The sequence below is a fragment of the Streptomyces pseudogriseolus genome, from assembly GCA_002154585.1.
Taxonomy (GTDB): Bacteria; Actinomycetota; Actinomycetes; order Streptomycetales; family Streptomycetaceae; genus Streptomyces; species Streptomyces pseudogriseolus.
Genome location: MUNG01000357.1, coordinates 1,114 through 1,341, shown reverse-complemented (window position 1 = coordinate 1,341; position 228 = coordinate 1,114). Strand labels below are relative to the sequence as shown.

Here is a 228-nt window from a genome sequence, read left to right as displayed (position 1 = left end):
CCGCCGAAGCGACGGTGGCGGGCCGCGTAGTCGCGCAGTGCGCGCAGGAAGTCCACCTTGCGGAAGGCCGGCCAGAAGACCTCGCAGAAGTAGTACTCCGAGTGGGCCGTCTGCCACAGCATGAATCCGGACAGCCGCTGCTCGCCGCTGGTGCGGATGACGAGGTCCGGGTCGGGCTGCGCCTTGGTGTAGAGGTGACGTCCGATCATGTCGACGTCCACGGACTCG

General features: G+C 67.5%; 1 protein-coding gene. It reads right to left on the bottom strand.

Going from position 1 to position 228, the window contains the following annotated elements; translation table 11 throughout:
* Positions 1-228 (bottom strand): undecaprenyl diphosphate synthase family protein (locus CCN29_RS36280; RefSeq protein ID WP_442538510.1); only part of this gene is annotated, 228 nt, incomplete at both ends.